This is a genomic window from Actinomadura coerulea (assembly GCF_014208105.1).
GTDB classification, from domain to species: domain Bacteria; phylum Actinomycetota; class Actinomycetes; order Streptosporangiales; family Streptosporangiaceae; genus Spirillospora; species Spirillospora coerulea.
In genome coordinates this window covers 3,054,625-3,072,744 of record NZ_JACHMQ010000001.1, presented here as the reverse complement: position 1 = coordinate 3,072,744, position 18,120 = coordinate 3,054,625, and the positions used below count along the sequence as shown (strand labels likewise).

General features: G+C 74.0%; 7 protein-coding genes. All 7 read left to right on the top strand.

Annotated features, from left to right (window positions below):
- The first annotated feature begins 2 nt into the window (after positions 1-2).
- The 7 genes from BKA00_RS14175 to BKA00_RS14145 all read left to right on the top strand — a co-directional run bounded on the left by BKA00_RS14175 (position 3) and on the right by BKA00_RS14145 (position 18,048).
- Positions 3-2,054: a bifunctional aldolase/short-chain dehydrogenase gene (locus BKA00_RS14175; RefSeq protein WP_185025336.1), complete on the top strand. Its 2,052-nt coding sequence runs from the start codon at positions 3-5 to the stop codon at positions 2,052-2,054.
- Between the two features lie 242 nt (positions 2,055-2,296).
- The gene (locus tag BKA00_RS14170; RefSeq protein WP_185025335.1) at positions 2,297-3,715 is read left to right on the top strand and encodes an L-fucose/L-arabinose isomerase family protein; all 1,419 of its coding nucleotides are present in this window, start codon (positions 2,297-2,299) and stop codon (positions 3,713-3,715) included.
- A 65-nt stretch (positions 3,716-3,780) separates the two neighbouring features.
- The gene (locus BKA00_RS14165) at positions 3,781-7,743 is read left to right on the top strand and encodes a family 78 glycoside hydrolase catalytic domain (protein ID WP_185025334.1); all 3,963 of its coding nucleotides are present in this window, start codon (positions 3,781-3,783) and stop codon (positions 7,741-7,743) included.
- A complete protein-coding gene (locus BKA00_RS14160) occupies positions 7,740-11,462 on the top strand; it encodes a glycosyl hydrolase (protein WP_185025333.1) in 3,723 nt (1,240 codons plus the stop codon). The genes BKA00_RS14165 and BKA00_RS14160 overlap by 4 nt, the downstream gene beginning before the upstream one ends.
- Before the next feature lie 104 nt (positions 11,463-11,566).
- Positions 11,567-11,896, top strand: coding sequence for an alpha-L-rhamnosidase C-terminal domain-containing protein (locus BKA00_RS14155; RefSeq protein ID WP_185025332.1), 330 nt, complete (start codon positions 11,567-11,569; stop codon positions 11,894-11,896).
- A 33-nt stretch (positions 11,897-11,929) separates the two neighbouring features.
- A complete protein-coding gene (locus BKA00_RS14150) occupies positions 11,930-15,097 on the top strand; it encodes a family 78 glycoside hydrolase catalytic domain (RefSeq protein ID WP_185025331.1) in 3,168 nt (1,055 codons plus the stop codon).
- Entirely contained in the window at positions 15,094-18,048 is a 2,955-nt protein-coding gene (locus tag BKA00_RS14145) for a glycosyl hydrolase (RefSeq protein WP_185025330.1), read from the top strand. Before BKA00_RS14150 ends, BKA00_RS14145 begins: the two co-directional genes overlap by 4 nt.
- Positions 18,049-18,120 lie beyond the last annotated feature (72 nt).

Here is an 18,120-nt window from a genome sequence, read left to right as displayed (position 1 = left end):
CGATGACCGCCACTCCACCCGAGGTGGAGCATCTGCTGGAACGCGCCAACTCCCTCGGCTCGGACCCGCGCAACACCAACTACGCGGGAGGGAACGCGTCCGCGAAGGGCACGGTGACCGACCCCGTGACGGCCCGCGACATCGAACTGATGTGGGTGAAGGGTTCGGGCGGCGACCTCGGCACCCTCACCGAGAAGGGCCTGGCCGTCCTGCGGCTGGACCGGATGCGCGCCCTCGTGGACGTCTACCCGGGCGTCGAGCGCGAGGACGAGATGGTCGCGGCGTTCGACTACTGCCTGCACGGCAAGGGCGGCGCCGCCCCGTCGATCGACACCGCGATGCACGGCCTCGTGGAGGCCGCGCACGTCGACCACCTGCACCCCGACTCCGGCATCGCGATCGCGACGGCCGCCGACGGCGAGGAGCTGACGCGGCGGATCTTCGGCGACCGGGTGGCGTGGGTGCCGTGGCGGCGCCCCGGCTTCCAGCTCGGCCTGGACATCGCCGAGATCAAGCGCGCCAACCCCGGCGCCATCGGGGTGGTCCTCGGCGGGCACGGCATCACCGCCTGGGGCGAGACGAGCGAGGAGTGCAAGGCCAACTCCCTCGACATCATCCGCACCGCCGAGGCCTACATCGCCGAGCACGGCAAGGCCGACCCGTTCGGCGAGGTCGTCCACCCGGTGCTGCCCGAGGACGAGCGGCACGCGCGCGCCGCCGCGCTGTTCCCGCTCGTCCGGGGCCTGGCGTCCACCGACCGCCCGCAGGTCGGGCACTACACCGACAGCGAGGCCGTCCTCGACTTCGTCTCGCGGGCCGAGCACCCGAGGCTCGCCGCGCTCGGCACCTCGTGCCCGGACCACTTCCTGCGCACCAAGGTCGCGCCGATGGTGCTGGACCTGCCGCCGGACGCGCCGCTCGACGACGCCAAGGCGCGGCTGAGGGAGCTGCACGCCGCCTACCGCGAGGAGTACGCCGCCTACTACGACCGGCACGCCGGCCCGGACTCGCCGCCGATGCGCGGCGCGGACCCGGCGATCGTGCTGGTGCCGGGCGTCGGGATGTTCTCCTTCGGGGCGAACAAGCAGACCGCGCGGGTCGCCGGCGAGTTCTACGTCAACGCGATCAACGTGATGCGCGGCGCCGAGGCGCTGTCGTCGTACGCGCCGATCGACGAGGCGGAGAAGTTCCGCATCGAGTACTGGGAGCTGGAGGAGGCCAAGCTGCGCCGGATGCCGGCGCCCAAGCCGCTCGCCTCCCGCGTCGCGCTCGTCACCGGCGGAGGCTCCGGCATCGGTGCGGCCACCGCCCGCCGGCTCGCCGCCGAGGGCGCCTGCGTCGTCGTCGCCGACCGGGACCTCGCGGCCGCCGAGAAGGTCGCCGCGGAGATCGGCGCCACCGCGCTGCGCGCCTCCGACGCCGCCGTCGCCGCCGGGGCGGACGTGACCTCCGAGGACGAGATCGCCGCGGCCGTCCGGGAGGCCGTCCTGGCCTTCGGCGGCGTGGACCTGGTCGTCAACAACGCCGGCCTGTCCATCTCCAAGCCGCTGCTGGACACGACCGTCGCCGACTGGGACCTCCAGCACGACGTCATGGCGCGCGGCTCGTTCCTGGTGTCCCGCGAGACCGCCCGCGTCATGGTCGAGCAGGGGATGGGCGGCGACATCGTCTACATCTCGTCCAAGAACGGGGTGTTCGCCGGGCCGAACAACATCGCCTACGGCGCGACCAAGGCCGACCAGGCGCACCAGGTGCGGCTGCTGGCCGCCGAGCTCGGCGAGCACGGCGTCCGCGTCAACGGGATCAACCCGGACGGGGTCGTGCGCGGGTCGGGGATCTTCGCCGGCGGGTGGGGCGCCAAGCGCGCCGCCGTGTACGGCGTCGAGGAGGAGAGGCTCGGCGAGTTCTACGCCCAGCGGACTCTGCTCAAGCGCGAGGTGCTGCCCGAGCACGTCGCCGCCGCCGTCTTCGCCCTCACCGGCGGGGACCTGACCCACACCACCGGACTGCACATCCCCGTGGACGCGGGCGTCGCCGCCGCGTTCCTGCGCTGAGGAGGACGCCCCACCGAGAAGGACGGCCGGCGGCCCGGACCGCGCGGCCGCGGCGCTCACCCCGCCGCCGCCGCGCCGTCCCCACCGGGCCGCCGGCCGTCCCCGCTGGGCCCGCTCGACCAAGTGAACCCGAAGGGACAACGATGCCGCCGGCCGAGAAGTTCGCACCCTCTTTTGTGTCCGTCGTCACCTCCCGGGCCCGGGAGGCCGCGTCCGGTGGGCATTTTAGGAGAGGACAAGCAATGGCAGACACCACAGCGCCGCCGCCCGTCAAGGTCGGCCTCGTCGCCGGCGGGCTCGGTGCCTACTGGCCGCAGTTCCCCGACCTGCTGCCGCAGCTCAAGCGGTCCGCCGAGCGCGTCTCGGAGCGGATGCGCGGGCTCGGCGCCGAGGTCGTCGACGTCGGGTTCATCTCCGACGCGCAGGAGGGCGCGGCCGCGGCCGAGCGGCTGCGCGCCGAGGGCTGCGACATCATCGTCGGCTTCCTGACCACCTACATGACCGCGACGATGCTGGTCCCGGTGGCGCAGCGGGCGGACGCGCCCGTCCTGCTGATCAACCTGCAGCCGACCGAGTCGATGGACCACGCGACCTTCGACACCGGGCAGTGGCTCGCCTACTGCGGCGCCTGCCCGCTGCCGGAGATGGCGAACGCGTTCGCGCGCTGCGGCGTCCCGTTCCGCTCGGTGTCGGGCTACCTGGAGGACGAGCGGGCCTGGGCGAAGATCGGCCGCTGGGTGCGCGCCGCCGGGGTCCGCGCGGCACTGCGGCGGGGCAGGCACGGGCTGATGGGCCACCTCTACCCGGGCATGCTCGACGTCTCCACCGACCTCACGCTCGTCAGCGCCAACTTCGGCGGGCACGTCGAGGTGCTGGAGTTCGACGACCTGCGGGTCCGCGTGGAGAAGGTCACCGACGCCGAGACGGCCGCCAAGAAGGCCGAGGCGGAGAAGACCTTCGAGCTGGACGCGTCCGTCAACGACGACGACCTGACCTGGGCGGCCCGCGTCTCGGTCGGCCTCGACCGCCTCGTCGAGGACTTCGGGCTGGACAGCCTCGCCTACTACCACCGCGGCCTGGACGGCGAGATCCACGAGCGGCTCGGCGCCGGGATGATCCTCGGCGCGTCGCTGCTCACCGCCCGCGGGATCCCGGCGGCCGGGGAGTACGAGCTGCGCACGTCCCTGGCGATGCTGGTCGCCGACCGGCTCGGCGCGGGCGGCTCCTTCACCGAGCTGCAGGCGCTGGACTTCCGCCGCGGCCACGTCGAGATGGGCCACGACGGGCCCGCCCACCTGGCGATCAGCGCCCGCCGCCCGCTGCTGCGCGGCCTCGGCGTCTACCACGGCAAGCGCGGCTACGGCGTGTCCGTCGAGTTCGACGTCAAGCACGGCCCGGTCACCGCGTTCGGGATCATCCAGCGCCGCGACGGCCGGTTCGCGTTCGTCGCGTCCGAGGGCGAGACCGTGGACGGGCCGCTGCTGCAGATCGGCAACACCACCTCCCGCGTCGACTTCGGCTGCGACCCCGGTGAGTGGACCGACGCGTGGTCGGCCACCGGCATCTCCCACCACTGGGCCCTCGGGACGGGCCACCGCGTCGCCGACCTGAAGGCTCTCGCCGACCTCCTGGAGATCGAACTGGTCCATGTGAACCCCTGACGACACCCTGACGGCGCGACGACGCCACCCCCCACCCCCCGCGCAGGTCCGAAGGATGTTCCGTCATGCCCGAAATCCCCCCACCACGCGGTGCCGTATGCGGCGTCGCCCTCTGCCTCGCACTCACCGCCGCCACCGCCCTGCCCGCCCGCGCGGACGCCCCGGGGCTCCGCGCCACCGGGCTGCGGACCGACGCGCTCGACGACCCCATCGGCATCGACGACACCACCCCCACCCTCAGCTGGCGCCTGTCGGCCCCGGGCCGCGGCTCGGCCCAGGCCGCGTACCAGGTGGTCGCGGCGACGTCCCGGGACCGGCTCGGCCGCGCCGACCTGTGGGACTCCGGACGGGTGGCCTCCGCCGCCGCCGGCGCCGTCTACCGGGGCACGGCGCTCACCTCCCGCCGCCAGGTGTGGTGGCGGGTCCGGGTCTGGGACGGCTCCGGGCACGCGTCGGGCTGGAGCGCCCCGGCCCGGTTCGAGACGGGCCTGCTCGCCAAGGACGACTGGTCCGGCAAGTGGATCGGCGACGAGCGCTGGCTGAACCGGGCGCCGACCCCCGCCACGGTCGCGCTGCCCGCCGGGACCAGGGCCCGCCACCTGCGGCTGGACGTGACGAAGCTGGGCCTTCCCGTCAAGGAGGGCAGTTCGCTGCTGTCGCGGCTCCAGCTAGCCGAGATCGAGGCGCTCGACCCGTCCGGGACGAACGTCGCGAAGGGCGCGAAGGTCACCGCGTCCGAGGTGCGCGAGTACCCCGGCAAGTGGATGCCCGAGTTCGTCGCCGACGGGGCCCTCACCACGCAGACGGCGCCGTTCGGCTACACCAGCCCCGCCTACGGCTCGCAGGACCCGGGCCATCACATCTGGCTCCAGCTCGACCTCGGCGCCGTCAAGGACCTGGCGTCGGTCAGGCTGTATCCGCGCACCGACCTGATGACGAGCGACGGCAAGACGCCGAACTTCCCCGTCGACTACACGGTGCAGACCTCCGACTCGGCGGACGGCCCGTTCGCCACCGCCAAGACCGTCACCGGCCAGGAGCCGCCGCCCGCCTACCAGACGGACCTGCCCCGGCTGCCCCTGCTCGCCCGGCAGTTCTCGCTGAAGGACGAGGTGCGGTCGGCTCGGCTCTACATCACCGCGCTCGGCATCTACGACGCCACCGTCAACGGCCGCCCCGTGAGCGACGCGGTCCTTGAACCGCCGAACACCGACTACCGCAAGCGCGCCGAGTACGCGGCCTACGACGTCACGAAGCTGCTGCGGCGCGGCGGCAACGCGATCGGCGTCCGGCTCGGCAACGGCACCTACAACGTCACCTCCACCAGCGACCGCTACACCAAGTACGTCGGCGCGCAGGGCGCGCCGAAGCTGCTCGCCCAGCTGGAGGTCACGCTCGCGGACGGGACGACCGCCCGGGTCGCGACCGACTCGTCCTGGCGCACCGACCTCGGCCCCACCACCTTCACCCACTGGTACGGCGGTGAGGACGAGGACGCCCGCCTCGCCCGCGAGGGCTGGGACGAGCCGTCGGCGGACCTGGCGACCTGGCGCCCGGCCGCCGAGGCGCCCGACCCCGGCATCGCGCTCACCGCGCGCATGTCACCGGCGATCGTGCCCGCCGGCCGCCGCCGGACCGTGAAGGTCACGCGGCCGGAGAAGGGCACCTACGTCTTCGACCTCGGCGAGAACGTCGCGGGCTGGCCGCAGATCCGGGTCAGCGGCCCGCGCGGGACGCAGCTGGCGCTCAAGCCGGGCGAGCGGCTCGGCGCGGACGGCCTCGTCGAGCAGGGCACGATGATCGCCGGTGGCGCCCGGCGCCCCCCGGTCGAGGACCACTACACCCTCGCCGGGAAGGGCACCGAGACCTGGCACCCCCGCTTCGTCTACCACGGCTTCCGCTACCTCCAGGTGACGGGACTGCCGTCCGCTCCGGACGCGGACGCCGTGTCGGCCGTCGTGCTGCGCGCGGGCAACGCCTCCGCCGGCTCGTTCGAGAGCTCCGACCTGCTGCTGAACGGCATCCACAAGATCATCGACCGGTCGATCCAGGGCAACATGTTCAGCATCCTCACCGACTGCCCCGACCGGGAGAAGCTCGGCTGGCTGGAGGAGACCCAGCTCGTCCAGGGGTCGGTCACCCGCAACTACGACGTCGCGGCCTACTACCCGGCGCTGCTGCGGAACATGGCCGAGGCGCAGACGCCCGACGGGCTCGTCCCCGACATCGCGCCCGAGTACGTCCAGTTCTCCGGCGGCGTCCGCGACGACCCCAACTGGGGGAGCGCCATCATCCTGGCCGCCTGGCAGCACTACCGAACCTACGGCGACGCCCGCCCGCTGCGCGACTTCTACCCGAACATGCGGCGCTACCTGGACTACCTGACCTCCAAGGCGAAGGGGAACCTGCTCGACTACGGCCTCGGCGACTGGGCCGCCGTCGACAAGACCACGCCGCGCGGGATCGCCGCGACCTACGGCTACCAGCGCAGCGCCGCCGCGCTCGCCTCCGTCGCCGGCCTGCTCGGCAAGGACGACGACGCCGCCCGCTACCGCAGGCTCGCGGGCGACATCGCCGGCGCGTTCAACGCCAAGTACCTGGACGAGGCCGGGCACACCTACGGCTCGGGCAGCCAGGCCGGGGACGCGTTCGCGCTCGACCTCGGCATCGTCCCGGAGTCCCAGCGGCAGGCCGTCCTCGACCACCTCGTCGCGTCCGTCAAGGCGAAGGGCCACCACCTCACGGTCGGTGAGATCGCCCTGCCCGCGCTGTTCCGGGTCCTGTCGGCGGCCGGGCGCGACGACGTCATCCTCGCCGTCGCGCAGCAGGTCACCGACCCCAGCTACGGCTACCAGGTCGTGCACGGCGCGACCGCGCTCACCGAGTACTGGGACGGCCCGACCGGCTACGGCTCACAGAACCACTTCATGCTCGGCGCGATCGACGAGTGGTTCGGCGCCGGGCTCGCCGGGATCGGCCAGGCCGGCGACTCGGTCGCGTTCGGCAAGCTCGTGGTCCGGCCCGCCGTCGTCGGCGACCTGACCCGCGCCTCCTCCACCTACCGCACCCCGCGCGGCGCGGTCTCCAGCGCGTGGCGCCGCTCCGGGCACGACCTGCGGCTCGACGTGACCGTCCCGCCGGGCGCCCCCGCGCGCGTGGAGGTGCCGCTGCTCGGCGCGTCCGGCGCCACGGCCCCGGCGGGCGCCCGGTCCCTGGGCGTCCAGGACGGGCGCGCCGTGTACGAGGTCGGATCCGGGTCCTGGACGTTCAACGTCCGCACGCCCGAGGCCGTGCAGCAGGACCGCACCCAGCTCGCCGTCGAGCCCCCCTTCGGCACTGACATCCCCGTCGTCGACGGCGAGTCCTCGAAGGCCCGTTTCCGCGTCACCAACCTTGAGCGGCACGCCGTCACCGTCCCGGTGAAGGCCGCCGCGACGGACGGGTTCACCGCCGCCGCCGCTGGACGGGTCACGATTCCCGCCGGCGGCTCCACGGAGGTCCCGGTCACGGTCGGGCGCGACGGCGGCGGGACGGACGGCACCGTCACCCTCACCGTCGACGACGAGAGCGTGCGGGCTCCGGTGCGCGTCACCGGAAACCTCGTGCGCGTCGCCGAGATGTCGGCCTCCAGCGTCCACAGCGGCTCCTCGGCCGCGTGGACCAACGACGGCGGCACCGACTCCGGCGTGTGGCTGAACGGCGTCGGCGGCTGGAACGACGACACCGCCGGGGACTTCCCCGACACCCTCACCGCCACCTGGGACGAGCCGCGCCGCGTCGGCCGCGTGAAGGTCTTCACTCTCGACGACCCGGCGCACCCGGCCGCCAAGACCGGAATCCGCGACTTCGACGTCCAGGCCCGCGTGGACGGGACGTGGACGACGGTCGCGACGGTCGCCGCCAGCACCGCGGGGACGGTCGAGAGGACCTTCGCGCCCGTCCGGGCGTCGGCGCTCCGGCTCCTCGTCCGCGACTCCAACGACCACAACTACAGCCGCGTCATCGAGCTGGAGGGCTACTCCTCGTGACTCATTCCAAAGCCCGGCTCCTCGCGGTGCCGGCGGCCGCGCTCCTGGCCGTGTCCGGGCTCGCGGCCGCCGGGGCCGCCGAGGCCGCTCCGCCGTTCGGACCGGACGTCCCGGCCCTGACCGCCGGGACCTTCGCCGACCCCCCGGCGTCCGTGCGGCCCAAGTACCGCTGGTGGCAGCCGCTCGCCCACACCGACGACAGGGAACTGGCCGCGGAGCTCGAACAGATCAGGAAGGCGGGCGGCGGCGGCGCGGAGGTCGCCCCGTTCAGCGTGGAGGGCACCGGCAACAACTCGCCGGAGTTCCTGAAGACCTACGGCTGGGGTACCCCGCTGTGGGCGCAGAAGACCCGGACGATGCTGGCCGCGGCCAAGGCCAACGGGCTCGGCCTGGACTTCACCATCGGCCCGCGCTGGCCCGCGATCGTCCCCACCGTGAACGACGTCAACGACCCGAGCGCGCAGCAGCAGGTCGTCTTCTCCCATGAGTTCCACAAGGGAGGGACCAGCAGGTCCGGCGCGCTGCCGGCCAACTTCAACGTCGCGCCGCCCGCCGGCGCGAAGAAGACGCTCATCGCCGCGCTCGTCGCCAAGTGCTCCGACGCGGGCTGCGCCGCCTCGACCGGGCCGCGGATGCTGGACCGCGCCGGCGTCACCGACGTCACCTCGAAGGTGGACGCGCAGGGCGGCCTCACGGTCGACTTCCCCGGCGACGGTGAGAGCACCTACGCGCTGATCGCCTTCTACCAGACGCCCAGCGGCCAGTCCCTGTCCGGCTACACCGCGACCGGCACCAACTACGCACTCGACCCGTTCAGCGAGGCGGGCGCGAAGGCCACCACGGACTTCTACGACGAGCACATCCTCACCCCGGACGTGCGGAAGCTGCTCGCGCAGATGGGCGAGAGCGACCTGTTCGAGGACTCGCTCGAACTGGGCACCACCCAGAAGTGGACGTCCGAGCTGGTCGACCAGTGGACGAAGCGGCGCGGCTACTCCCCGGTCGAGGTGCTCCCCGCCCTCGCCGGCGCCGGCGACCAGGGCATCACCGACCGGCCGTTCTTCGACTTCGGCGGCGGCGTCGGCGCCCGGGTCCGCACCGACTACCGGCAGACCCTCAGCGACCTCTACATCCGCAACCGGCTCGACGTGCTCCGCGAGTGGGCCCACACGCACCACATCAGCACCCGCATCCAGCCCTACGGCATCCCGGTGGACGTGGCGGAGGCCGCCTCGCACGTCGACGTGCCCGAGGGCGAGTCCCTGGCGTTCGGGCAGTCGGTCGGGGCCTACAGCAACGTGCAGGACTACCGGGTCGTCGCGACGGGCGCGCACGTGTCCGGGCGGCCGGTGGTGTCCGACGAGTGCTGCGCCTTCTCCGGCTCGGTGTGGGGCTCGACGGCCGGCGCCGGATCGGACGCCTCGAACCTCCAGGCGGTCTACCGGGGCCTCGCCGGCGGCGTGAACCAGGTCGTCTGGCACGGCTTCCCGTACCTGAGCAGGGGACCCGCGGGCGCCGGGCCGCAGTCGGCCTGGCCCGGCATGACCTACGGCGGCAACGCCTCCTACTCGGAGGCGTTCGGCGACAAGGGCGGCCCCAACTGGGCCGACTACCGCGCGGTCAACGACAACCTGGCCCGGATGCAGCTCGTGCTGCGGCAGGGCAAGCCCCGGTTCGACCTGGCCGTGTACTGGCAGGACTTCGGCATGAACGGCACCGGTACCACCGGGAGCGGGTCGAACAAGCTGATCCAGAGCTCCTCGGCGCTGGCGTCGGCCGGATACACCTACGAGTACCTCAGCCCGGCGCTGCTGCGCCGCAAGGACGCGTCCTTCTCCCGCGGCGCCCTGTTCGGCGACCGCTCCGCCTACCACGCGGTGTTGCTGAACAACCAGAAGACGATGCCGGTGGACGCCGCGGAGAAGCTGCTGCGGCTGGCGCGGCAGGGTCTTCCCGTCGTCATCGTCGGAGACGTGCCGAGCGCGGTGCCCGGCAACGGCGACGCCGCGCGGCAGGACGCGCGCCTGAGGTCGGTGGTCTCCGAACTCCTCCGGCAGCGCGGCGTGGTGCGGGTGGCGAGCGAGGCGGACGCGCCGGACGCGCTGCGGCGCCTGCGCGTCACGCCGGCCGCCACGCCGCACGACGGCTCGGGCGCCATCCTGGACGTGCGCCGCCAGGCGGACTCCACCGACTACTACTACCTGTACAACCAGACGAACACCGCGACCGCGCAGAAGATCACCCTGACCGGAGAGGGCGTCCCCTACCGGCTGGACACCTGGACCGGCAAGATCACCCCGATCGCCGGCTACACCTCCGGCCACGGCACCGTCACCGTCCCGGTCCGGCTGGCCGCGAACGACGCCGCGGTCATCGCGGTCACGCCGCGGCACGACGCCACCTTCACCGGCCGGGCGGGCGGCTCCCGCCCGCAGGGCGCGCAGGGCACGGCGGCCGTCCCGCAGCCCGTGCGGCTCGACGAGTGGTCGCTGTCGGTCGACTCCTGGGGGCCCGGGCCCTCCGGCAGGCCCGGCGACACCGCGCACAAGGCGCTCGGCCCGGTCACGGTGAAGGCCGGGGAGGGCGGCGCGCTGCCCGCCTGGTCGGCGATCACCAAGGCCAACGGCTACCCCGTGGACCTCGCGGACGTCTCCGGCGTGGGCACCTACACCGCGAACGTCACCCTGGACGACGGCTGGAAGGGCATCGACCGGGCGGCACTCGATCTCGGGACACCGGTCGACACCGTCCGCGTGAACGTCAACGGGCACGACCTGCCGCCGCTGAACCAGGCGGACCTGCGGCACGTCGAGGTGGGCCGGTACCTGCGGCCCGGGGCCAACACGATCACCGTGCGGGTCGCCTCCACGCTGCTCAACGCGGTCCGCGCCGCGCCCGGCACCGGGGCCTCGGCGCGGGCGCCGATGGACTACGGGCTGTTCGGCCCCGCCACCCTCACGCCGTCCGGAGGCGACCGGCCGGTGCTGGCCGTCGAGGCCCTCGAACCGGAGCTGCCGCTGGCGGACGGCGGCTACAACCGCGCGACCGTCCTGGTCACCAACGCCTCCGGGCGCGCGGCGAACGTGACGGTCGCCGCCTCGGCCCCCGAGGGGATCAGCGCCGAGCCGGAGCGGGGCCGCGTCACGGTGCCCGCGGGCGGGTCGGTGACGGTGCCCGTCGCGCTGCGCGACAAGGGGGTCGCGTCCGGCGCGAGCACGGTGAAGGTGACCGCGCGCAGCGGCGCCGGACCGTCCGCCGCCGCGGCGGTGACCCTGCGGCACTCCGGCGACCTCGCCCTCAACCCGGGCGGCACGCCGTTCCCGCGGGTGGTCGCCGACGCCGGCCAGGACCGGTACCCGGCCAAGCTCGCCGTGGACGGCTCGCCCAGCACGTTCTGGGTGTCGTGGGGCCGCGCCGCCGGGCAGGGGCCGACCCCCGCCGACCCGGTGCGCTACGGCGTCGACTTCGGCGCGCCGGTCGAGTTCGGCTCGGTCGTCGTGGGCGGGCGCTCCAACTACGGGCCGCGCGACTACGGCGTGCAGGTCTCCTCGGACGGACGGACCTGGCGCACCGTGGCCACGGCCGCGGACACGCCGAAGGAGGGCGGGACGACGGCCTTCGCCAAGGTCAGCGCCCGCTACGTGCGCCTGGACATCACCAGGAGCTGGGACGGCGTCGGCGCGAACGTGCAGATGAGCGGGTTCTCCGTACGGCCGTAGCCGGGAGGGGCCGGGGCGGGACCGCGCCCACGCGGGCGCGGTCGGCCCCGGCTCCTTCCGGCGGATGACCGCAAGCCGCAGCAACGACGTGGAGGTTGCTTCACATGATTCGCCGTGACACGACGCGCGCCGCCGAACGCCGTGCCGTCCTCGTCGCCGTCAAGCCGCCGCTGACCGGGCTGGAGCGCGCGTCCGGGACCGTCCCGCTGCAGCGCGGGGACGTCGGCGTCACGTGGAAGCGGGCCGGCCGCGGCTTCTCGCTCGACGCGGACATCCCCGTCAACGTCCGCGCCGAGATCCACGTCCCCGCCCGTTCGGCGGGCGACGTGCACGTCTCCGGGCCTGGCGGCGCCCGCTTCACCGGCATGAGGGACGGCTACGCCGTCTTCGAGGCCGGCTCTGGACACCTCACCTTCCGTTCCGACCACCTCTGAGGACCGGCGATGACCGAACGACCAAGAAGCGGGATGAGCAGGCGGCACTTCCTCGGCGCGTCGGTGGCCGGGGCGGCGGGCGCGGTCGTCCTCGGCTCCGCCGGGGGCGCCGCGTCGGCGTCCCCGGCCGCCCCGGCGGCCCGGACCCCGTCCGGGCTGCTGACCTCCCTGCTGCCGGACGGGCTCGGCGTCACGGCGGCCCGGCCGAGGCTGAGCTGGCAGGTCGCCGACCTCGGCCCGGGGACGAAGCAGACGCACTACCGGGTGCAGTTCGCCACCACGCCGGCCCGCCTGGAGCGCGGCCCGTACGCGTGGGACAGCGGGAAGACCGCGTCGGAGGCGTCCGTCGCCGTGCCGTACGGCGGCCCGGCGCTGTCGCCGCGGACGCCGTACTGGTGGCGGGTCCGGACGTTCGACGGACCCAGGGCGTCCCGCTGGTCCGAGCCCGCGCTGCTGGCCACGGGCGTCGGCGAGTGGTCCGCCGAGCCGATCTGGACGTCGGCCGCGCCGGCGCCCGGCGACGGCGTCCTCACGGTCCGGCTGCAGATCACCGCGGTCGCGGCGAGCATCTGGTTCCGGGCGTCCGGGACGAGCGCCAACTACCTGTGGCAGCTGCGCGCCGGCTCTCCGGGCGTCCTGAAGAAGCACGTCTGCGTGAACGGCGCCTACCAGGTGCTGGAGGAGAAGCGGCTGCCGTTCCCCGTCGAGACGGGCCGCTGGTACGACGTGGCGGTCGAGATGACGGGCTCCACCTTCCGGACGTCCATCGACGGGGCCGAGGTCGACACCGCCACCGACGCCACGTACCGGACCGGCACGGTCGGAATGCGCAACGGCTCCACCGAGGCCAACGTGTGGGACCGCATCACCTTCACAGGCCCGGACGGCAAGGCGGTCATCGACGAGGACTTCACCGACGGCCGCGGCACCTTCGGCGCCGGCACGGTCGCCGGCGGGGCCCTGACCCTCGGCAAGGGCCAGTCGACGCTGTCCTCCGCCGGGTCGCCCGACGACTCCTGGGCGCTGCTGCGCACCGAGTTCGTCCCGAAGGGCAAGCCGATCGCGGCGGCCGTGCTCCACGTCGCCGCCCAGTCTCCGGCGTCCATCCGCCAGTACCCGGCGAAGATCTGGGTGAACGGCGAGGTGGCCGGCTTCGCCTCCATGCGGGGTGGGGCGGGGGCGCCGAAGTACCACTCCTTCGACGTGACCAGGGCGCTGGAGCCGGGCCGGCGCAACGCGCTCGCCGCCCTGGCGTTCACCCCCGAGGACAAGCGCTTCCTCGCCGAACTCGTCGTCACCTACGCCGACGGAACGTCCACCACCGTCAGGAGCGGCCCGGCGTGGAAGGCGCGCCGCCAGGCGGGGCTGCTGCGCGACGCCGGGACGATCGGCTCCGGCTTCTACACCGGCCCCCAGGAGTACTGGGACATGCGGCAGGAGCCGGCGGGCTGGACGAGACCCGGCTTCGACGACTCCGGCTGGGAACCGGCGGTGGTGAAAGCGGCCATCGGCGGGCTGGAGCCCGCGCTCGTCGAACCGGTCGGGCTGTACGACGCCGCCCCCGCGTCCGTGCGGAAGACGGCGCCGGGCATCTGGCTCGTGGATCTCGGACGGGAGATCGCGGGCGGTCTGCGCCTCTCCGTGCGGGGCGAGGCGGGGCAGACCGTCGAGGTCCGGCTCGGCGAGGAGCTGAACGCCGACGGGACCGTCAGGCACGCGCTGCGCGCCGGCGTCACCTACCGGGAGGTCTGGACCCTCCGCGACGGCGAGCAGACCATCGAGCACTGGGGCTACCGAGGGTTCCGCTACGCGCAGCTCGTCTGCGACGACGACCTCGACCTGTCGCAGGCCGTCACCGGACGCGCCTGGCGTGCCGCCTGGCGCGACTCCGACGCGTCGTTCTCCAGCTCCAGCCCCGACCTGGACCGCGTGTACGAGCTGTGCCGCTACTCGATCGAGGCGACGCGCGGGGACCTCTACACCGACACGCCGACACGCGAACGCGGCCCCTACGAGGGCGACGCGCTCATCAACCAGGCGTCCGAGTACGCGGTGCAGCGCTCGTTCGCGCTGGCCCGCGCGTCCGACGCCTACCTGGCCCGCAACCCCACCTGGCCGACCGAGTACCGGCTGATGAGCGTCATGTCGGCCTGGCAGGACTACCTGCACACCGGTGACCCGGAGCAGCTCGCCGCGGACTACGACATCCTCGCGTCCAAGCACCTGACGGCGCACCTCGGCGACGACGGGCTCGTCCACAAGAAGCCCGCCTCGCCCACCCAGGACCTGGTCGACTGGCCCACGTCCAATCGGGACGGCTACGTGTTCACCGACGTGAACACGGTCGTCAACGCGTGCCAGTACGCCGCGTTCACCGCCATGGCCGACATCGCGAACGCCCTGGGCAGGACGGCCGACGCGAAGACCTGGCGCGGGCGTGCCGACACGCTGGCCACGGCGATGCGGGAGAAGCTGCTCGACGCGTCCAACGGGCGGTTCATCGACGGGGCGGGCACCACCCACAGCGCGCAGCACGCCACCGTCTACCCGGTCGCGCTCGGTGTGGCCGGGCCGGGCACGGTGCCCGACTCCGTCGTCCGCGCGTTGGGCGACACCCTCGCGGACGGCGGCATGAAGGTCAGCGTCTACGGCGCGCAGTTCCTGCTGGACGCCCTGTTCGCCACCGGCCGGGCCGACGCCGCGATGGGGCTGATGACGGCCACCGGCATGAGCTCCTGGCTGCACATGCTGGACGACCTGGGCGCGACCATCGTGGCCGAGGCCTGGGACCCCTCCCTCAAGCCCAACATGACGTTCTCGCACGCCTGGGGCTCGGCGCCCGCGAACGTCATCCCGCGCCATGTCCTCGGTGTGCGGATCACCGCGCCGGGGGCCGCGGAGGTCGAGGTCCGGCCGCGCCCCGGCGGTCTGACCCGGGTCTCCGGTCGGGTCCCGACGATCCGCGGCCCGGTCTCCGTCGCGCTCGACCGCGGCGAGCGGTACCGCCTGGACGTGGACGTGCCGCCCGGCGTGTCGGCCCGCGTGGTCGTCGAGCTCGGCGACGACGACCCGCGCGCCTACGGCGTCACCGGCCCCCATGCCCGCGCCCCCCGCGCCACGAGCCAGGACGCCACCGGCCGGCTCCTCACCATCGGCCCGGTCGGCTCCGGCCGCATCACAGTGATCAGGAGAAGACAGTGAACGACGAACGCACGGGGCAGGGGTTCACCCGCAGGCGCGTGCTCCAGATCGGCACCGCCGCCGCCGTCGCGGCGGGCGCGGGCCCGGTCCTCGGGGGCGAGGCGGCCGCCCAGGCCGCGCCCGGCCTCCCCGCGGGGCCGGCGGCGGGCGGGTTCGCCCGCCCCGGCGCGGCGGCGCGGCCGCGGTTCCGCTGGTGGTGGCCGGACGGCCTGGTCGACCCGGCGGAGATCCGGCGCGAGGTCGACCAGATCGCGGACGCCGGGTTCGGCGGCGCGGAGATCGTCGCGGTGCACCACAGCATCCGCGACAAGTCCGTCCTGGACCCGGCGGGCCACGGCTGGGGCACCCCGGCCTGGAACGCCGGCGTGGAGGCCGCGCTCGACCAGGCGGCCCGGCGCGGCGTGACCGTCGACCTGACGATCGGCCCGGCCTGGCCCGCCGCCGTCCCGACGATCACACCGGACGACGAGGCCGCCGTCCAGGAACTGGCGTACGGGACGGTGGCCGTCGCCGGCGGCGCCACCCATGACGGCCCGGTCCCCGAGCCCGTCACCGCGCCCGAGGGCGGCGTGACGAAGCGGCACCTCGTCGCCGTCCACGCCGTCCGGACCGCCGCCGCGAACAGCACCCGCAAGGAGACCGGCCTCGATCCCGCGTCGTTCACCGACCTGACCGCCGAGGCGGCGGGGGAGCGGATCACCTGGACGGCCCCGGAGGGCGGCGACTGGCTGCTGTTCGCCTACTGGCGGCGCGGCAGCGGGCAGCGGCCGGAGTCCGGCCCGCACTCGTCGCCCGACAGCTTTGTCGTCGACCATTTCAGCCGCGCCGGGACCCGCGCCGTCACCGCGTTCTGGGAGGCGCGCCTGCTCACCCGCGACATCCGCAGGCTGGTCAAGCGGGCGGGCGGGACGCTGTTCGAGGACTCGATCGAACTGGAGACGGCGGCGCTCAACTGGACGCCCGACCTTCCCGCGGAGTTCAGGCGCCGCCGCGGCTACGACCTCATGCCGTACCTCCCGGTGATCGTCCGTCTCAAGGAGAACACCAAGTTCGCCTACGACGCGGCGACCACCGCCCACGTCCGCCACGACTTCTGGCAGACGGTGTCCGACCTGTTCAACGAGTTCCACTTCGCGGCGATCGCGAAGTGGGCGCACTCGATCGGGCTGGAGTACCGCGCGCAGCCGTACGGGCTGGAGACCGACGCCATCCACACCGCCGCGATCCTGGACGTCCCGGAGGGCGAGTCGCTCGGGTTCAAGAACCTGGACGACTACCGCGCCCTCGCCGGAGGCCGCGACATGGGCGGCAGGAAGATCCTCTCCTGCGAGGCGGGCGCCTACCAGGGCGGCGCCTACAACACCACCTGGGGCAAGCTCCTGCGCACCATGGGCGGCGCCTACGCGGCCGGGCTCAACCAGACCGTCCTGCACGGCTTCTCCTACGCCACCGCTCCGGGGGCGGCGTGGCCGGGATTCGCGGCCTTCACCCCCTACAACGGCGGCGTCGGGTTCTCCGAGTCGTGGGGACCGCGCCAGCCCACCTGGCGGCACGTCCCCGACGTGGCCGGCTACCTGGCGCGCGTCCACCTGGCCATGCAGGCCGGCAGGAGCCGCGTCGACGTGGCCGTGTTCCGCCAGAAGGGCTACACCAAGACCGGTATCGGCGCCGGGTGGTTCACCAAGAGCGGTGTCCCGCTGGGCTGGACGCACCAGCTCATCAGCGCGCCGCTGCTCGACCTCCCGTCCGCGACCGTGTCCGGTGGGCGGCTCGCCCCCGGCGGCCCCGCCTACAAGGTCGTGTTCGTCGAGGGCGACCGGTTCGGCGGCAACGAGTGCACGCTGCCGCTCGGCACCGCCCGCACCATGCTGAGGCTGACGAAGGCGGGCCTGCCTCTGCTGTTCCTCGGCGACTGGTCTGCCGCGACCGTCCCGGGCCTGGCCCGCGACGGCGAGAACGAGCGGCTGCGCGCCGTCCTCACGCAGCTGTTCGCGCAGCCGCGCGTGCGCGTCGTCGCCGCCGAGGCCGACGTGCCCGGGGCGCTGGCCGACCTCGGCCTGCGCCCGGCGGTCGCCTACGCGGAGGCGTCCACGCTCCTCACCGCCCACCGGCGCGACGGCCGCGCCGACTACTTCTACCTGTGCAACGGCAAGCACGCCGAGACCGTCAAGCCGCCGGTCGCGGCGATCGACCACGAGGTCACCTTCACCCGGTCCGACCGCGAGGCCGTCCCGTACCGGCTGAACCTGTGGACGGGCGAGACCGAGCGGATCGCCGTCTACCGCGAGGACGGCGACACGGTCACGCTGCGGGTGGCGCTCCAGCCCTCCGAGGCCACCGTGATCATCCTGGCGCGGGGCGGGGAGGCCCCGTCCGCCACCGCCTCGCAGGCCGAGCTCCGCGTCGAGGGGCAGCGCCTGATCGCCCGCGCGCGGGCCGCGGGCACCTACTCCACCACGCTGCCCGGCGGCCGCACCGTGCGGACCGAGATCGGCGCCGTGCCCGAGGTCCGGACCCTCAGCTCCTGGCGGCTCCGGGTGGAGGACATGACGCCGGACGGCGTGAAGCGGCACGACCTGGAGCTCGACGGGCTCAAGCCGTGGCCGGACATCCCCGAACTCGCGGACGTCTCCGGCGTCGGCACCTACACCGCCACCGTGGACTGGACGGGCGGCGGCGCGGTGCTGGAGCTCGGCGAGGTCTTCGACACCTGCCGCGTGACCGTCAACGGGCACCGGCTCCCGGTCAGCGTGATCGTCCCGGTCGTGGACATCGGCCCCTGGCTGCGGCGCGGCGCCAACACGATCGAGGTCGAGGTCGCCACGACGCTGAACAACCGGCTCCGCGTCTGCGACCCGGGCGTGTACGGCGGCGCGTCCCGCCAGAGGTACGGGCTGATCGGCCCCGTCCGGCTCGTCCCCTACGGCGAGGCGGTGGTCTCCACCCGCTGACCCCGAACGTGCGGGAGGGCGTTGGCCCGCCCTCCCGCACGGTGGACCCCGCTCATCCCATGTCCCGTTAAG

Bases quoted from the DNA above. Each gene is read 5' to 3' on its own strand.
- BKA00_RS14175 (WP_185025336.1), top strand. From the start codon at position 3: ATGACCGCCACTCCACCCGAGGTGGAGCATCTGCTGGAACGCGCCAAC.
- BKA00_RS14170 (WP_185025335.1), top strand. From the start codon at position 2,297: ATGGCAGACACCACAGCGCCGCCGCCCGTCAAGGTCGGCCTCGTCGCC.
- BKA00_RS14165 (WP_185025334.1), top strand. From the start codon at position 3,781: ATGCCCGAAATCCCCCCACCACGCGGTGCCGTATGCGGCGTCGCCCTC.
- BKA00_RS14155 (WP_185025332.1), top strand. From the start codon at position 11,567: ATGATTCGCCGTGACACGACGCGCGCCGCCGAACGCCGTGCCGTCCTC.
- BKA00_RS14150 (WP_185025331.1), top strand. From the start codon at position 11,930: ATGAGCAGGCGGCACTTCCTCGGCGCGTCGGTGGCCGGGGCGGCGGGC.